The organism is Caulobacter sp. CCNWLW153, assembly GCF_036889365.1.
Taxonomy (GTDB): Bacteria; Pseudomonadota; Alphaproteobacteria; order Caulobacterales; family Caulobacteraceae; genus Caulobacter; species Caulobacter radicis.
Map to the genome: position 1 here is coordinate 33,628 of NZ_JBAKFV010000002.1, position 13,022 is coordinate 46,649.

Genomic DNA, 13,022 nt, shown 5'->3' on the forward strand with positions numbered 1-13,022 from the left:
ATGCTCTCGAATGCTTTCCCGCGGCACGGGACCTCGGCCGCACCTGGACGGCAGAACCGCCGCCGGGCGCCCGCACCGCCCGCATGACACAAAACCGTCGCCGGGAATTTTCAACGGGCCGCCCCGGTCGGGCGCCCGGAACCGCCTAAAGCAGCCGCGAGCGGATCGCCTGGGACAGCAGGTCGATCATCGACACCGCCACCACGATGACCAGCACGATGCAGCCGGTCTGGTCGAACTGGAAGGCGTTGATCGAGTCGATGAGGATCTGGCCGATGCCGCCGGCGCCGATCAGCCCCAGCACCGTGGCGGCGCGGGCGCTGCTTTCGAAACGATAGAGGGCATAGCTGGTCCACAGCGGGGCCACCTGCGGGATCACGCCCCAGATGATCTCCTGCAGCTTGACCGCGCCGGTGGCGCGCACGCCCTCGACGGGGCCCTTGTCGATCGACTCCACGGCCTCGGCGAACAGTTTCGCCAGCACGCCGCCGGTGTTGAACATGATGGCCATCACGCCGGCGAAGGGGCCAAGGCCCACGGCGGTGATGAAGATCAGGGCGACCACGAGATCGGGGATCGAGCGGATCAGGTCGAGCAGGCGGCGCACCGGCTGCTGGATCCACCACGGCGTGATGTTGCGCGCGCCCAGTATGCCCAGCGGCACGGCGACGAGCACGGCCAGCGCCGTGCCCCACAGCGCCATCTGGATCGTCTCCCACATCTTGGCGATGAACAGCGACCAGTCCATCGCCAGGAAGGCGTCGAGGTCGGTGAAGGCCGAGAAGAAGCCGCGCGCGAAGTCGCGCATCCGCTCCGAACCGCCGAACAGTTCGGGGAACTTGTCGATCTCGGCAGGCTTGAAGCTGATCAGCAGCAGGACGGCGACGCCGCCCCACAGCAGCAGGTCGAAGCCGATGGCCGAAGCCGAGCGCTTCGGCGGGGCCGGGATCGGGGTCTCGCTCATCGTCAGTTGGCGGGCAGGCCGGCCTTGGCCTCGGCGGCCAGGCGTTCGGCGCGGACGCCGTCCAGCTTCTTCTGGGCGTCGACGATCTTGGCGGCGTCGCCGCCTTCCTTGGCCAGGCCGAAGTTCTCCAGGGCCTCCATCTCGCGCACGGTCAGCAGATGACTGTCATCGGCCGGCTTGAAGCCGCCGATCGACAGGCGCCGCAGGTTCTCGCGCTGCCTGGCGGCCTCGGGGCTGTCGCCCTGGGCGTAGGTCAGGAAGAACTGGCGCAGCTTTTCCTTCACGACCGGGTCGAGGTCCTTGCGCCAGATGATCGGGTCTTCCGGCAGGGTCGGCGACTCCCAGATCACCTTGACCCTGTCGGACTGGCCGTCCTTGCGCTCGGCGTTGAGACGAAGGCTGGTCGAGTTGTTGGTGGCCGCGTCCAGCTTGCCGTTGGCCACGGCGAACAGGTTGGTCTGGTGGTTGCCGGTCAGCACCTGCTTGAAGCAGGTCTCGGGCTTCTTGCCGGCCGGGATGAACAGATAGGTCATCGGGGCCAGGGTGCCGGAGGTCGACTTCTTGTCGCCGATGCCGAAGTTCAGCGACTTGTCGCACTTCAGCAAGCTTTCGAGGGTCAGCTTGCTGTCCTTGGGGACGATGACCACCGACTTGTAGCCGTCGACGCCCGAGGGGTCGAAGGTGCGGGCGAAGACCTCACCGTTCGAGCGGCGCACGGCCTCCAGGCCCGACTGGTTGGAGAACCAGCCCAGGTCGGTCTGCTTAGCGCCCATGGCCACGATCAGCGACGAGTAGTTGGACGAGAAGAACGGCTTCACCTTGAGGCCGGTCTGCTTTTCCATGTCCTGCAGGATGGGCTTCCAGTAGCCCTCCATGTTCTGGGCGGACTCGGTCGACAGGATCGAGAAGGTCACCGTGTCCTTCGACGCGGGGGCTTCGGACGGGCCCGAGCAGGCGGCCAGGGCAAGGGCCGAAAGCGCGAGGCCGGCGATCAGGCTGCGGCGGATCATTGCGGGGCTCCTTCCCAGAACACGTCCTCGAATTCCGGGCCGTAGATTTCGATGAGCTTTTCGCGGTCCAGCGCGTCGGCCGGACCGTCATAGACCTTCTGCCCCGCCTTCAGGGCCACGACCCGGTCGCAGTAGCGCAGGGCGTAGTCCACCTGGTGCAGGGTGACGATGACGGTCAGGCCGTCGCTGGCGTTCAGGTCGCGGAGGATCTCCATGACCTTGCGGGCCGAAACGGGGTCGAGCGAGGCGACCGGTTCGTCGGCGAGGATGATCTTGGCCTTCTGGACCAGGGCGCGCGCGATGGCGCCGCGCTGCTGCTGGCCGCCCGAAAGCGTGTTGGCGCGCTGGCCGGCATAGTCGGAGATGCCCACGCGGTGCAGGGCGGCCATGGCCGCCTCGCGGGTCTCTTTCGGCCAGGCGCCCAGCAGGCCGCGCACCAGCGGGATGCGGCCCAGCGACCCCAGCGCCACGTTGCTGAACAGCGACAGCCGGCCGACCAGATTGAACTGCTGGGCGATGAAGCCGATGCGGATGCGAGCCTTGCGAACCTGGTCCGACACCCGGCCCCTGGCCTGGACGGGACCGCCGAAGGCGCTGATCGCCCCCTCGCCCGCGTCGATGGTCTGCAGGCCGTCGATCGAGCGCAGCAGGGTCGACTTGCCCGAGCCCGAAGGACCGATAAGCGCGATCATCTCGCCCCGCGCCACCTCGAGCGAAACGGCGTTCAGGGCCTTCCGAGACCCGAAGGTCTTGGATACGGCGCGGATCGAGAGAACAGGGTCCGACGTCATGGTCGGGACGAATCCTTAACGTGGTTTCCGGCGCGGGCAAATCCGTTCCCTGCTTTGCGGCGCGCGCGCAACGGATTTGTGACGGCCGGTGGATCAATTCGCCTCGCCCGCCACGATCAAAAGGGACTTTACATCCCCGGCCTATGCCCCTATTTCGCACGGCTCCGGCGGACCCGAAGTCCTCTAAAACGCTGCTAACGCCGGCCTGGGTTTAACTTCCAACAGGGGGTTACGTGAATTGTCCACGTACCACACGCCCCTGGACCTGGTCCGTGAGCGGTCACCGGAACGTCCCGTCGCACTCGTGCGACCGGACGCGGTGTCGGTAGCGGCGCGCTGGTTCCAGTCTGAATTCAAAGGCGACGTTTTCTACGCGGTGAAGGCCAATCCTTCACCGTGGGTGATCCGCGAGCTGGCCAGCGCCGGCGTGCGGTCGTTCGACGTCGCGTCCGTGGCCGAGATCGAGCTCGTGGCCGAGCACGCTCCCGGTTCGCGCATGGCCTTCATGCACCCGGTCAAGAGCCGGCGCGCCATCTCGGCCGCCTATTTCGACCACGGGGTGCGCACCTTCTCGTTCGACACGCACGAGGAGCTGGCCAAGATCATCGACAGCACCGGCCAGGCCAAGGACCTGAACCTGATCGTCCGCATGGGCGTGCAGGCCGAAGGCGCGGCCTATTCGCTGTCGGGCAAGTTCGGCGTCGACCTGCACAACGCCCCGTCCCTGCTGCTGGCGGCCCGCCGCTCGACGCAGGACCTGATGGGCGTCAGCTTCCACGTCGGCAGCCAGTGCATGCGCCCGACCGCCTACCAGGCGGCGATGGCCCAGGCCTCGCGGGCGCTGGTGCGCGCCGGCGTGCTGGCCGACGTCGTCGACGTCGGCGGCGGCTTCCCGTCGATCTATCCGGGCATGGTCCCGCCGGATCTGTCGGAATACCTGGCGGCCATCGACCGCGGCTTCGCCGAGATGATGGTCCACGAGACCACCGAGCTGTGGTGCGAGCCGGGCCGCGCCCTGTGCGCCGAGGCCTCGTCTCTGCTGGTCAAGGTCGAGCTGAAGAAGGGCGACGCGCTCTATCTGAACGACGGGTCGTACGGCTCGCTGTTCGACGCCGCGCACATGAAGTGGCCCTTCCCGGTGAAGCTGTACCGCAAGAACGGCGAAGTGGTGGAAGAGGGCCTCAAGCCCTTCCGCTTCTACGGCCCGACCTGCGACAGCGTCGACCACATGCCGGGGCCCTTCTGGCTGCCGGAAAGCGTCGACGAGGGCGACTACATCGAGATCGGCATGCTGGGCGCCTACGGCGTGGCCATGTCGACCCGCTTCAACGGCTTTGGCGAGACCGACACCGTCGAGGTTTCGGACGCGCCGATGGCCTCGATGTACGGCCTGGCCAAGCGCTCGATCCCGGTGGTCCGCACCGAGGCCGAGGAACGCAAGGTCGTGCGCTTCTCGCGTCCGAAGGGCGCGGCCGGCAAGCGCAAGCGCCGTCGCTAAACGGACGTGTTTCGTCAGTAGACCGTTTCTGAGTTAAACCGCGCGCCGCGCCCGATGTTAGACAACGTCGGGTGCGGTTCGCATTTGCAGCCTCCGTCGGTCGCTCCGTCCCGGCGAAGGCTTCGTTCCAACGACGGGCGTCCAAAGTCAGGGAAACCGAAGCGATGAACGCTCCCGTTCCGAACAACCAGAAGGCCGAGCTGCTCCAGAACGTGGTCGAGCACGTCGACATCACGAGCTACGACGCCCGTCCGATCATCGACTCGATGCGCAAGATGTCGTTCAGCTCGCGCGACACCGCCCGCGCCGCCGACATCTTCAACATGGCCCTGGCCGACAAGGGCTGCTCGACCTGGCTGATCCTGGCCGGTTCGACCTCGGCTGGCGGCTGCATGCACGTCTACCGCGACATGGTGAAGAACGGCATGATCGACGCCGTGGTCGCCACCGGCGCCAGCATCGTCGACATGGACTTCTTCGAAGCCCTCGGCTTCAAGCACTACCAAGCCGCCGGCCCGGTCGACGACAACGTCCTGCGCGACAACTACATCGACCGCATCTACGACACCTACATCGACGAAGAAGAACTGCAGGCCTGCGACCACACGATCCTCGAGATCTGCAATCGCCTGGAGCCGCGCGGCTATTCCTCGCGCGAGTTCATCTGGGAGATGGGCAAGTGGCTGTCGGAAGGCAACGCCAAGAAGGAAGGCAGCCTGATCCAGACCGCCTACGAAGAAGGCGTGCCGATCTTCTGCCCGGCCTTCGTCGACAGCTCGGCTGGTTTCGGCCTGGTCAAGCACCAGAAGGAAAAGATCGCCGAGAAGGCGCCCTACCTGATGATCGACGCCGTGGCCGACTTCCGTGAACTGACGGACGTCAAGATCGCCGCCGGCACCACCGGCCTGTTCATGGTCGGCGGCGGCGTGCCGAAGAACTTCGCCCAGGACACCGTCGTCTGCGCCGAGATCCTCGGCGTCGAAGCCGACATGCACAAGTACGCCATCCAGATCACGGTGGCCGACGTGCGCGACGGCGCCTGCTCGTCGTCGACCCTCAAGGAAGCCGCCTCGTGGGGCAAGGTCTCGACCACCTACGAACAGATGGTCTTCGCCGAAGCCACCACCGTGGTGCCGCTGATCGCCAGCGACGCCTACCACCGCGAAGCCTGGAAGGGCCGCGAAAAGCCGCGCTGGAACAAGCTGTTCGGCAAGTAGGCTTGATCGGCGAAGGCCGAGATTGCAGGGTCCCGGGAAGAGATTTCCGGGACCCTTTTTCTATGCGCCTGCCCACCGTCGTCGCCGCCGCGCTCGCCCTGGCCAGCTGCGCCGCCCTGCCCGGCGACGATGACGACCGCTACCTGCATCCGCGCGCCTTCGACGCCCGCGACCACCTGCCCCCGCCGCCGAAGGAGGGGACGCCGGCCGAACGACGCGACCGCGAGATCTTCCGGGCCACCCGTCCGCTGAAGGACGGTCCCCGCTGGTCGCTGGCCCAGGCCGACGCCGACAAGAGCCGCATCCTCGACGGCTACGCCTGCGCCCTGGGGGCCAGCATCACGCCGCAGACCAACCCGAAGCTGGCGGCGATGATGGAGAAGATGCGCGGCGACGTGCGCGCCGCCGTGGCCGGCCCCAAGTGGAAGCACCTGCGTCCCCGGCCCTACCTCTTCGAGGACGCGCCGATCTGCCTGCCCAAGACGGTGGGCCTGGCCGTCTCGCCCGACTATCCCTCCGGCCACTCGACCTGGGGCTGGACCGTCGGCCTGCTGCTGGCCGAGGCCGCCCCCGACCGCGCCCCGGCGCTGCTGGCCAGGGCGCAGGGCTTCGGCGAGAGCCGGGTGGTCTGCGGGGTGCACAACATGAGCTCGGTCGAGGCCGGGCGGCGCAACGCCCGCAACCTGCACAAGGCGCTGAAGTCGTCGCGCGCCTTCAAGGCCGACCTGGCGGCGGTGCGCGCCGAGATGACCGCCGTGCGCCGCACCGCCCCGGCGCCGGACAAGCTGCGCTGCGAAGCCGAGAGCGCCCTGGTGGCCCGGCCGCTGCTGTAGCTTGCGCGGGACCCTTCGGCCCTCTACCTGTGGCCCATGGCCCACACCGCGTGCGATCACGACCACCACCACCACGGCGTCGCCGGGGACGCGCTCGCCGCCGAACTGGCGGCGGCCGAGACCCGCTGCGCGGCGGCTGACCAGCGCCTGACCGCCCCGCGCCGCCGGGTGCTGGAACTGCTGCTGCAGGCCGGCCAGCCGGTGAAGGCCTACGACCTGATCTCGACCTTCGCGGTCGACGGCCCGCCGGCCAAGCCGCCGACCGTCTATCGCGCGCTGGAGTTTCTCGAGAAGCAGGGCTTCGCCCACCGCATCGAGAGCCTCAACGCCTATGTCGCCTGCCGGCGCGAGGCCGACGGCCACGCCGCCGCCTTCCTGATCTGCGACTGCTGCGGCGCCACCCGCGAGTTCGAGCCCGAAGCCACCGCCGACATCATCGCCGCGGGTCAGGCGGCCGGCTACGCCCTGACCGGCGTGACCATCGAGGCGCACGGCAAGTGCGCCGACTGCAAGGAATAGCCGCGAGCGCCTGCGCGATTGCGGCGGCGCGGAGAAGCCGTCTAGGCTGACCCTCGCAACGAGGAAGCCCGCATGACCACCGCCCCAGACCTTTCCGGCGTCGAGATCTGGCGCGGCGGGGTCAACACCTGGGACTGCGACGAGATGGGGCACATGAACGTGCGCTTCTACGTCGTCCGGGCGATGGAAGGCCTCGTGGGCCTCGCGGCCGAGATGGGCCTGCCGCACGCCTTCGCCCCGCACGCCAACGCCACCCTGGTGGTCCGCGAGCACCACATCCGGTTCCTCAAGGAAGCCCACGCCGGCGCGCCGCTGCACATGCTGGGCGGGGTGATCGAGATCGGCGAAAGCGAGGCCAGGCTGCTGCAGCTGCTGGTCCATTCGGCCACCGGCGAACTGGCGGCGACCTTCCAGACCACGGTGGCCCATGTCACCCCACGCGAGGGCGAGGCCTTCCCGTGGCCGACCATCGTCCGTGAACGCGCCAAGGCCCTGATGGTCGAGATCCCCGAACGGGCCCAGGCCCGCAGCGTCGACCTGTCGCCGGCCGTCCCGCAGGCCTCGCTGGCCCGTGCCGACGCGCTGGGCCTTGCCCGGATCAGCCTGGGCGCGCTGGGCGCGGGCGAGAGCGACGTCTTCGGACGGATGCGCGCCGAGCAGTTCATCGGCCGGGTCTCCGACGGCATCGGCGCCTTCATCGCGCCCCTGCGCGACATCGTGGCCGAAGCGGCCGAGACGCCGCCTGGTCGGGTGGGCGGGGCCGTGCTGGAATACCGGATCGTCTACCTGGCCTGGCCGCGCCTGGGCGACCGGCTGGAGGTGCGCTCGGGCCTGATCGGCGGCGAGGGCCGCGTCATGCGCTGCGCCCACTGGCTGCTGAACCCCGACACCGGCCAGGCGTGGGCGACCTCGACCGTCAGCGCCATCACCTTCGACCTCGACGCCCGCAAGGCCGTGGCCATCAGCCCGGCGGCGACCGCGAAGCTGGAAGAAAGGTCGGTGGCGGGCCTGGGCCTCTAGTCCGCCCTGATTATTGACTCAGTCAACATGACGAAATATTGACTCCATCAACATCGGAGTCGCCATGACCTTTCAGCACGACCAGGACGTCGCCGACCTGCGGGCGTTCAATCGAACCTATACGCGGCGGCTGGGCCTGCTGGATTCCAGCTATGACGGCAGCCCCTTCACGCTCAGCGAAGCCCGCGTGCTGTACGAGGTGGCGACGCGGACCGACCCCGTGGCCGCCGAGATCGTTCGCGCCCTGGGCCTGGATCCGGCCCAGGTCAGTCGCACCCTCAAGCGCTTCACCGAGCGCGGCCTGGTCACCGCGCGCGAGAACCCGGCCCATGGCCGCCACCAGCTGCTGTCGCTGACCGACGAGGGCCGAGCGGCGTTCGCCACCCTGGAGGCGAACACGAAAGCCAGCGTCGGAACCCTGATCGAGAGCCTGCATCCGCTGCGCCAGGCCCGGCTGCTGGCGGCGGCGCGCGACATCAACGCGGTCTTCGAGAACGACGCCCCACCCGCCGCGACGCTGCGCGGCCTGGAGCCGGGCGACCTCGGGATGGTCACCGCGCGCCAGGGCGTGATCTATGCCCGGGAATACGGCTGGGGCGCCGACCACGAAGCCCTGGTGGCCGAGATCGTGGCGGGCTTCCATCGCAACTTCGATCCGGCCAGGGACGACGCCTGGATCGCCCAGGCCGACGGCCGGATGGTCGGCTCGATCTTCCTCGTCCAGGGCGATGCGCCCGGCGTCGCCAAGCTGCGCCTGCTCTATGTGGAGCCCGACGCGCGCGGCATGGGCGTGGGCCAGATGCTGGTCGAGGCCTGCGTCGCCCGGGCCCGGGCCCTGGGCTACCAGCGGCTGGACCTGTGGACCGTCACGGTCCTGAGCGCCGCGCGGAAACTCTATCAGCGGGCGGGCTTCCAGGTGATCGAGGAGACGCCCTGCCAGCGGTTCGGCCAGGACCTGGTCGACCAGGTCTGGTCGCTGGATCTGACGGCGTAGCGGCCTCCCCTCCGCGTCATCCCGGCCGGAGCGCGTAGCGCGGAGAGCCGGGCCCCAGGGGCCGCCGCACCGCGTTCGCGACCGCTTGGGCGGTAAACCTCGGCGTTGCGGCCAGTCCCCCGGGTCCCGGGCCTGCGGCCCGCTACGCGGCCCTTCGCCCGGGATGACGAACTGATGTGCAGGCGCGGAGACTATTAACGGCCACGCTTAAACGCGTGTTCGTCATTTTTGACGTTTCTGTCGAAAATTGAAACCAAGGCCCAGATACACCAAGACCCGCTGCGGGGGATAAACGCAGCGGGTCTGGCTATTTCTCGATCATTCGATCTAGGCGGGCGTTTCCTCCCCGAAACGCCGAAGAGAGGGGGTTCTCTGTGGACCCGTTTCTCTCTTGCCCAGTCAGAAAACGGCAAAACCGAGATCGTGTCAACGGCAACGATCTAGATTCCACAAGGGGTTCGACGTTTTTTTGACATCAGACCCGTAGTTTGGACGCTTTAGTCAAACTAATCACCGTTCGGTTCGGTAATTTTTGACATACTTGTCAAATATCAGCCGTTCAACCGCCCCTTGAGCGCCTCCAGCACCGCCGAGCGGGATTCGAACACGTAGTCGGGACGCGACACGGTTACCGGCTCGACGCCGGCCTGGGCGAGGGCGGCGGCGGCGGCGAACAGGTCGCCAGTCGCCAGCAGGGCGCCGTTGGCCCGGCGCGAGCCGCCGGCCTCGACGAACGGAGCGACGGCCGCCTGGCCGGCGACGTCCTGTTCAGCGGGCCAGACCAGGGTGGCCAGGGTGCGGGCGCGGCCCTTGGCCTCGACCACCGACAGCAGGCGAGCCAGGCTGTCGAGCTGCCCTTCCGTCCACGGCGTGACCAGGGAGGCGGTCAGCTGGGCCTGGCTCTTGAGGATGACGCCGTCGGACAGCACCTTCAGGCCGTTGGCGGCCAGGGTGGCGCCGGTGGTGGTGATGTCGACCACCAGTTCGGCCGCGCCCGCGGCGGGCGCGCCCTCGGTCGCGCCGCTGCTCTCGACGATGCGGTAGTCGGCGACGCCGTGACGGGCGAAGAAGGCGCGGGTCTGGGTAACGTACTTGGTGGCCACCCGCAGGCGGCGACCGGTCTTGGCCAGATGCAGGTGCCCGACCTCGTCGATGTCGGCCATGGTGTCGACATCGAGCCAGCTCTTGGGCGCGGTCACCACCAGGTCGGCGCGGCCAAAACCCAGGGCGCGCAGCAGCATCACCCGGCTGTCCATGTCGTCGCCGCGCTCGCGCAGCAGGTCCTCGCCGGTGACCCCCAGGTGCAGGTCGCCGCTGTCGAGACCGGCGGCGATGTCGCCCGCCGACAGCAGCCGCACCGACACGCCGGGCAGGCCCGACAGCTCGGCCGAATAACCGCGCGCGCCGCCGGTCATCTCGACGCGGAAGCCGCATTCGGCCAGCCAGGCCTCGACCTGTTCCTTCAGGCGCCCCTTGGAGGGGATGGCGAAGATCATCGGGGTGTCCGCAGTCATTCGCCGCCTCCGGCATAGGCGCGGGCCGGGCGCACCATGCAGCCGACAGCCCCGGTTTTCGTCTCGGCCCCGAGCCGCGCGGGCAGGCCGTCGTAGCGGCCGCCGGCGGCGACCGGGCGTTCCTCGCCGAGAGCGGCGCTGCGCACCTCGAACAGGTAGCCGTCGTAATAGCCGAAGGCCCGCCCGAAGGCGGCGTTCAGCTGGATGCGCTCGGCGGGCACGCCGCGCGCGACCATGCCGGCCAGGCGCTTGCGCCAGCCTTCGATGGCGGCGTCCAGCGGACCGCGGTTCGGGCCGGCCAGGGCCGCGATGGCGTCGAGCACGGCGTCCGGCGCATCGCTGACCGCCAGGAAGGCGCGGACCTTGTCGGCCTGGGCTTCAGAAAGACGGCCGGCCTTCACCACCTCGGCCTTCTCGACCAGGCGATGGGCGATCTCGGCGGGACGGCGGCCGCCGACCGGCTCGATGCCGGCCAGTGACCACAGCTCCTGCAGCACGGCGGCGGCATCGGCCTCCGGCAGGCCGGCCAGCAGGGCGGCGATGCGGCTGCGCTCGCTGGAAACGATGGGGTCGGCCTCACCCTTGAGTTCCGCCTTCAGCTGGCGCGGGCGCGAGAAGGTGCGCTTCAGCCGCGCGCCCAGCGGCGGGGTCAGGTCCAGGCTGTCGACGAAGGCGGCGAACAGGCCGACATCGCCCAGCAGCAGGGTCAGGTCGTCGCGACCGCCGGCCGCGGCGCCGGCCCAGGCGAGAGCCGCGATCTCGGCGTCGGCGGCCACCGGATCGGCGGCCTCGAAGGCCTCGACGCCGATCTGCAGGAATTCCTCGGCCCGGTCGCTGCCGCGCGGGGCGACGCGGAAGGCCTTGCCTTCATAGAGATAGCGGCCGGCGCCGACGCCCGAGGCCAGATGCTGGCGGGCGACGGCGACGGTGAAATCCGGACGCAGGCAGGCCTCGTCGCCGCCGTCGCCGGAGACGACGAACAGCCGCGAGCGCATGGCCTCGCCGGCCAGGTCCAGCAGCAGGCCCAGCGGCTGCAACACCGGGGCGTCGACCGGCGTGGCGCCGGCCGAGAGGAACGGGGCGCGGATGGCGTCGAGCGCCTCCGCCGGGATGGAACGCTCTAGCCTCAACGGATCAGCCCCCGATGATCTTCTTGACGGCGGCGACCAGATCGCCGCGCGGGATGGTCTGCTGGCCGGGACGCTCGGCCTTCCAGGCGGCGTTATCGGCGACGCCCGAGGCCAGCTCGCGGCCCAGGTCCAGGTCCTTGATCGTCACCGTGCCGGCGGCGATCTCGTCGCCGCCCAGCATGATGGCGGCCGGCGACAGGCGGCGGTCGGCGTACTTCATCTGCGGGCGCATGCCCGAGGTGCCGAGATAGACCTCGGCCGGAATGCCCGCCGCGCGCAGCTGGCCGGCGACGGCGAAATATTCGCCCATGTGCGCCTGGTCGAAATTGATGATCACGACCGGACCGCGCGCCGCGGATGCCGGCTCGCGACCGGCCGCCCGCAGGGCCGCCGCCAGGCGCGAGACGCCGAACGAGAAGCCCGTGGCCGGCACAGGCTGGCCAGTGAATCGAGCCACCAGGTCGTCATAGCGACCACCGCCGCCGATCGAGCCGAAGGTGACCTTGTTACCCTTCTCGTCGGTGGTGCTGAGCAGCAGCTCGGCCTCGAAGACGGCGCCGGTGTAGTATTCCAGGCCGCGCACGATCGACGGGTCGATGATCGCCTGGTCGTCGGCAACGCCCAGGCTGGTCAGGGCCGCGTCGATCTTGGCCAGCTCTTCCAGGCCCTCGTCGCCCTCGGCCGAACCGGCGACGACCTTGGCGATGTTGTTCAGCGTGGCCGAACGACCGCCGACACCGGCCTGGACGAAGTCGAGCACGGAATCGATGGCCTTGCCGGCCAGGCCCGCGCCCTTGGTGAAGTCGCCGCTGTCGTCCAGGCGCCCCTCGCCCAGCAGCAGGCGCACGCCGTCGACGCCCAGGCGATCCAGCTTGTCGACCGCGCGCAGCACGGCCAGCTTCTGGCCCTCGCTGGTCGCGCCGGCACCGGTGAGCAGGCCGTTGAGGAGCTTGCGGTTGTTGATCTTCAGCACCGACGCGCCGCGCGGCAGGCCGGCGGCCTCCAGGCCCTCGACGGCCATGGCGATGATCTCGGCGTCGGCCTCGGGACGGGCCGAGCCGACGGTGTCGGCGTCGCATTGGATGAACTGGCGGAAGCGGCCGGGGCCGGGCTTCTCGTTGCGCCACACCGGACCGAAGGCGTAGCGGCGGAACGGCTTGGGCAGGGTTTCCCAGTTCTGGGCGGCGAAGCGGGCCAGCGGCGCGGTCAGGTCATAGCGCAGGGCCATCCACTGATCGTCGTCGTCCTGCAGGGCGAAGACGCCTTCGTTGGGACGGTCGCTGTCGGGCAGGAACTTGCCCAGGGCGTCGGCATATTCGAAGGCCCCGGTGTCGAGCGCCTCGAAGCCGTAGCGTTCGTAGACGGCCGAGACGGCCTCGAGGATCGACTTCTCGGCGCGCAGGTCGCGGGCGCGCTTGTCGGCAAAGCCGCGCGGGGCGCGGGCCTCGGGGCGGAAGTCTTCGGTCTTGGGGTTCTTGGTGTCGTCGGAAGCGTCGGTCATCGTCGGTCCTTAGAGATCTCTAGGCTTCGAC

12 protein-coding genes are annotated in these 13,022 nt (G+C 69.2%); 6 read left to right on the forward strand and 6 right to left on the reverse strand.

The genetic code is table 11. From position 1 onward, the window contains the following. Positions 1-145 precede the first annotated feature (145 nt). Genes phnE through phnC form a run of 3 tightly spaced genes read right to left on the reverse strand, consistent with a single transcriptional unit; the run spans position 146 to position 2,765 of the window. Positions 146-964 carry a phosphonate ABC transporter, permease protein PhnE gene (gene phnE, locus V6S85_RS03870; protein WP_116569526.1) on the reverse strand — a complete coding sequence of 273 codons (819 nt, stop codon included), beginning with the start codon at positions 962-964 and terminating at the stop codon, positions 146-148. 2 nt (positions 965-966) lie between these two features. Continuing rightward, on the reverse strand, positions 967-1,974 hold the full coding sequence (phnD, locus tag V6S85_RS03875; RefSeq protein WP_334348119.1) for a phosphate/phosphite/phosphonate ABC transporter substrate-binding protein: 1,008 nt from the start codon (positions 1,972-1,974) through the stop codon (positions 967-969). Next, positions 1,971-2,765, reverse strand: coding sequence for a phosphonate ABC transporter ATP-binding protein (gene phnC, locus V6S85_RS03880; RefSeq protein WP_116569524.1), 795 nt, complete (start codon positions 2,763-2,765; stop codon positions 1,971-1,973). The genes phnD and phnC overlap by 4 nt, the downstream gene beginning before the upstream one ends. A 238-nt stretch (positions 2,766-3,003) precedes the next feature. Here phnC and V6S85_RS03885 point away from each other — a divergent pair, with 238 nt between their 5' ends. From V6S85_RS03885 to V6S85_RS03910, 6 genes are all read left to right on the forward strand, one after another. Next, positions 3,004-4,263 carry a type III PLP-dependent enzyme gene (locus V6S85_RS03885; protein ID WP_116489253.1) on the forward strand — a complete coding sequence of 420 codons (1,260 nt, stop codon included), beginning with the start codon at positions 3,004-3,006 and terminating at the stop codon, positions 4,261-4,263. Between the two features lie 164 nt (positions 4,264-4,427). Next, on the forward strand, positions 4,428-5,480 hold the full coding sequence (locus V6S85_RS03890) for a 1,9-bis(guanidino)-5-aza-nonane synthase (protein ID WP_116489252.1): 1,053 nt from the start codon (positions 4,428-4,430) through the stop codon (positions 5,478-5,480). Positions 5,481-5,542: 62 nt separating this feature from the next. Continuing rightward, on the forward strand, positions 5,543-6,313 hold the full coding sequence (locus V6S85_RS03895; protein WP_334348120.1) for an acid phosphatase: 771 nt from the start codon (positions 5,543-5,545) through the stop codon (positions 6,311-6,313). Positions 6,314-6,349: 36 nt separating this feature from the next. Then, positions 6,350-6,832 carry a Fur family transcriptional regulator gene (locus V6S85_RS03900; protein ID WP_116489250.1) on the forward strand — a complete coding sequence of 161 codons (483 nt, stop codon included), beginning with the start codon at positions 6,350-6,352 and terminating at the stop codon, positions 6,830-6,832. Positions 6,833-6,904: 72 nt separating this feature from the next. After that, complete coding sequence (locus V6S85_RS03905; RefSeq protein ID WP_334348121.1) at positions 6,905-7,852, forward strand: thioesterase family protein; 948 nt, start codon at positions 6,905-6,907, stop codon at positions 7,850-7,852. A 64-nt stretch (positions 7,853-7,916) separates the two neighbouring features. Beyond that, a complete protein-coding gene (locus tag V6S85_RS03910) occupies positions 7,917-8,846 on the forward strand; it encodes a bifunctional helix-turn-helix transcriptional regulator/GNAT family N-acetyltransferase (RefSeq protein ID WP_116569520.1) in 930 nt (309 codons plus the stop codon). A 551-nt stretch (positions 8,847-9,397) separates the two neighbouring features. Here the strand turns inward: V6S85_RS03910 and hisG are convergent. The 3 genes from hisG to hisS are packed head-to-tail and all read right to left on the reverse strand — an operon-like array spanning position 9,398 to position 12,991. Beyond that, positions 9,398-10,360, reverse strand: a complete 963-nt coding sequence (gene hisG / locus V6S85_RS03915) for an ATP phosphoribosyltransferase (RefSeq protein ID WP_116569519.1) — start codon at positions 10,358-10,360, stop codon at positions 9,398-9,400. Continuing rightward, the gene (locus tag V6S85_RS03920; RefSeq protein ID WP_334348313.1) at positions 10,357-11,532 is read right to left on the reverse strand and encodes an ATP phosphoribosyltransferase regulatory subunit; all 1,176 of its coding nucleotides are present in this window, start codon (positions 11,530-11,532) and stop codon (positions 10,357-10,359) included. Before V6S85_RS03920 ends, hisG begins: the two co-directional genes overlap by 4 nt. Next, the gene (gene hisS / locus V6S85_RS03925) at positions 11,495-12,991 is read right to left on the reverse strand and encodes a histidine--tRNA ligase (protein WP_334348122.1); all 1,497 of its coding nucleotides are present in this window, start codon (positions 12,989-12,991) and stop codon (positions 11,495-11,497) included. The genes V6S85_RS03920 and hisS overlap by 38 nt, the downstream gene beginning before the upstream one ends. Between the last annotated feature and the right edge of the window lie 31 nt (positions 12,992-13,022).